6 protein-coding genes and 1 pseudogene are annotated in these 3,015 nt (G+C 32.5%); all 7 read right to left on the reverse strand.

Annotation, left to right across the window (positions count from 1 at the left end; all coding sequences use genetic code 11):
- The coding region (locus tag WBQ70_RS12960) for a hypothetical protein (RefSeq protein ID WP_423914934.1) at window positions 1–240 on the reverse strand (240 nt) is incomplete at its 3' end.
- Window positions 241–277: 37 nt separating this feature from the next.
- Complete coding sequence (locus WBQ70_RS12965) at window positions 278–658, reverse strand: DoxX family protein (RefSeq protein ID WP_423914936.1); 381 nt, start codon at window positions 656–658, stop codon at window positions 278–280.
- 119 nt (window positions 659–777) lie between these two features.
- The gene (locus tag WBQ70_RS12970) at window positions 778–1,242 is read right to left on the reverse strand and encodes a VOC family protein (protein ID WP_423914938.1); all 465 of its coding nucleotides are present in this window, start codon (window positions 1,240–1,242) and stop codon (window positions 778–780) included.
- A gap of 30 nt (window positions 1,243–1,272) precedes the next feature.
- Window positions 1,273–1,692: a VOC family protein gene (locus WBQ70_RS12975; RefSeq protein ID WP_423914939.1), complete on the reverse strand. Its 420-nt coding sequence runs from the start codon at window positions 1,690–1,692 to the stop codon at window positions 1,273–1,275.
- Window positions 1,693–1,704: 12 nt separating this feature from the next.
- On the reverse strand, window positions 1,705–2,118 hold the full coding sequence (locus WBQ70_RS12980) for a VOC family protein (RefSeq protein WP_423914941.1): 414 nt from the start codon (window positions 2,116–2,118) through the stop codon (window positions 1,705–1,707).
- A gap of 6 nt (window positions 2,119–2,124) precedes the next feature.
- Window positions 2,125–2,562: a VOC family protein gene (locus WBQ70_RS12985; protein WP_423914942.1), complete on the reverse strand. Its 438-nt coding sequence runs from the start codon at window positions 2,560–2,562 to the stop codon at window positions 2,125–2,127.
- A 252-nt stretch (window positions 2,563–2,814) separates the two neighbouring features.
- A pseudogene (locus WBQ70_RS12990) lies at window positions 2,815–3,015 on the reverse strand (hypothetical protein); the annotation flags it as partial.

Here is a 3,015-nt window from a genome sequence, read left to right on the forward strand (position 1 = left end):
TTCAAATGGTTTAGTAATTACAATATCTTCCAAAACTTTAATTTCAATATTTAGATTAGTAACAAAACCAATAATCTCATTTGAGTCAATTGGATATTTATGGTTTTCTACTCTTAAAATTTTGTCACAATCGTCTAAGTCAACGGTAAAATTACAATTGGAAAACGAATCAGACAGCTTTTTTATGACAAAAGCCGCCTGATTTTGAGTGGTTATATTGGTACAAAAAACTTCTATCATTGTGAATTAGATTCTTTTTTTTCAATCAAACAAAAGTTTATAGATTGACCGAATTGATTTTATGATAATACACATAAGAAACCATCAATACTGCCAATACAATTAATGGAAAAAAGGTTTGAAAATCCAATCCATCCACCGCATAATGACTGATGGAAGCAAATAGAAAGTCGAAAATAAAACCGGCATATGCCCATTCTTTTAATCTTTTAGGAATTTGTGGAACGACTAAGGCAATAACTCCTAAGATTTTGAAAACGACTAAAGCATTACCAAAATATTCAGGGTAACCAAGATGTTTGATTCCTTCTTTAGCCATTTCGGATTGAGAAGTCAAAGCAGGCATTACGCCTTCGAATAGAAAAATTAGAATGGTAGCTGTCCAAAAGATGATTTTATTTTTCTTTGTTGTTGTCATTTTTTATTTTTTCAGATAGGTTATTAGTATTGGTTTGTTGTTAAATACCTTTGACAAAAGGTATTCACAAACTGTAAACTTTAGTGGGATGGTAAAAAAAATAGAACTAAAAGTTTCACTTATTGACCTCCAAACATTTCATCACAAATTTTTTGCATTTCATCAAAAGATACCGATTTGATGTGGGTATTTATCATCCATTTATAACCAAAAGGATCCATTACTTGTCCCACTCTGTCACCATAAAATTCATCTTTTACAGGAGTAACAGCAGTAGCACCCGCATCAATAGCTTTTTGATAGCTATCATCTACATTTTCAACATAGATATTTAAAAGAACAGGGTTCCCACCGATAGTTTGTGGACTTTTGTTTCCCCATTCTAAATTTTCATCGGAAAGCATTAATAAAGAACCTTCGATCTTAATTTCAGCATGGGCTATATCTCCATTAGGCATTGTGATTCTTCCGACTTCAGTTGCGCCAAAAGCTTTTTTGTAAAATACAATAGCTTCATTACATCCCTTAACAGTAAGGTAGGTGTTCAGTGAGTGTGCTCCAGGGTAAATATGAGATGTTTTCATTTTTTTATTTTTTAGCGGTTACTATATTTTTTAAGCATTCATTAAAGTTTCTATATCAAATTTAGTCATTTGCATAAAAGCTTTCATTACTCTTGGCGCTTTTTCTTGATTAGCCATTAATTGACCTAAAATTGCTGGTATAATTTGCCAAGAAACACCATATTGATCGTCTAGCCAGCCACAACATCCATGTTTGCCATTATCTCCTAATTTTTCCCAGTAATGATCAATCTCCTCTTGGGTTTCACATTCTATAACATAAGAATTAGCAGGGGAAAATTGATACTGAGGACCTCCATTTAATCCCATAAAGTTTTGTCCGTTTAACTTAAATTGAACTACAACAGGATTTTCGCTCGTAATTTTTGAATTTGGGAAAATGCTACAATAATATTCTGCTGCTGCTTTGGCTTGACCATCAAACCAAAGACAAGGATATAATGCCTTCATACTTTTATTTGTTTAATTTTTTTTATCATAATATAGAAACCAGTGCACACCAAATTGATCTGTTATGTCTCCAAACAAAGTGCCCCAATGACTTTCTGATAAAGGCTGGTTAATTTGACCTTTAGCAGACAAACTTGAATAGTACTTATTAATTTCTATTTCACTCGAACAATGCAATGCTATTGCAACTGAATTCCCTTTATTTAATCCTTTATCACAAACCAAATCCGATCCCATAAGCAGGTTATGGTTTACGGATAAGCTGGCATGCAAAATAAAATGTTGAATGTTTTGAGGAAGTTTTTCAGCCATTGGAGTTTCTCCAACGGTTTGCATAAGCAATTGCCCTCCCAAAGAATATTGGTAAAAAAGCATTGCTTCTCTACAATTGCCATCAAAAGTGAGATAGGGATTCCATTGTGTCATTCTGTTTTATTTATCCTCATGATGATTAAACATCCAACGAATGCCAAAACGATCTAAGCAACACCCCCAATAATCTCCCCAAAACATGTCTTGTAAAGGTTGTATATCTGTAGCTCCTTCGGAAAGTGCTTTAAACAAATGTTCTGTTTCTTCTCTGGTATCAGGTTCTAAGTTTATGGTAGTATTGTTACCAATAATTAATTGATGTCCCATAGATTCTAACATATCCGTTCCCATGATTTGAATCCCGCCTAAAATAGGCAAACAAACATGCATGATTTTTTTGCTGTCTTCTTCTGAAAAAGCTGGCATACCATCTTGTGCAGGAATGTCTTTGTTATACATAATGGGGCCTACAAATTCAGTATTGAATACTTTTTTGTAAAAAGTAAAGGCCTCTTCGGTGTTGCCTTGAAAATTAAGGTAGATAGATACTTTTGCCATTTTCTTTAGATTTAATGTTTATTGATTATACAAAGCTACTTTTTTATAATAGAAAATAAACTGTGTAATAATGACAACAAATGAGGGTTTTACGTCGAATAAAATGTTTTCCTATAAAAATATAAAAAAATGAAATATCAAAATTAATTGTTTGTAAAAATTATGTTTAAATCTTTTATATATAATGAATTAGGTAAAAAAAAAGCCAACATAGAAATATGTTGGCTTAAAATAATATCAAATAAAGGGAAGCTATTTTTTAATCTCTAAATTCGCTTCTCCGCCTTCAACTTTTACCTTAGTTTGGTTTTTACCGTCTTTGGTTTTAATATCGATACCATCTGAACCAACATTAATCGAAGTACCATCATTCTCTTCATGTGACTCTACCGGTGCTGTTTCTACCGGAGTTGCTTCAACTTGAGGAGCAGGTGGTGGCGTTTCTTTTTTATC

It is taken from the genome of Flavobacterium sp., assembly GCF_049590715.1.
In the GTDB taxonomy this organism is placed as follows: Bacteria; Bacteroidota; Bacteroidia; order Flavobacteriales; family Flavobacteriaceae; genus Flavobacterium.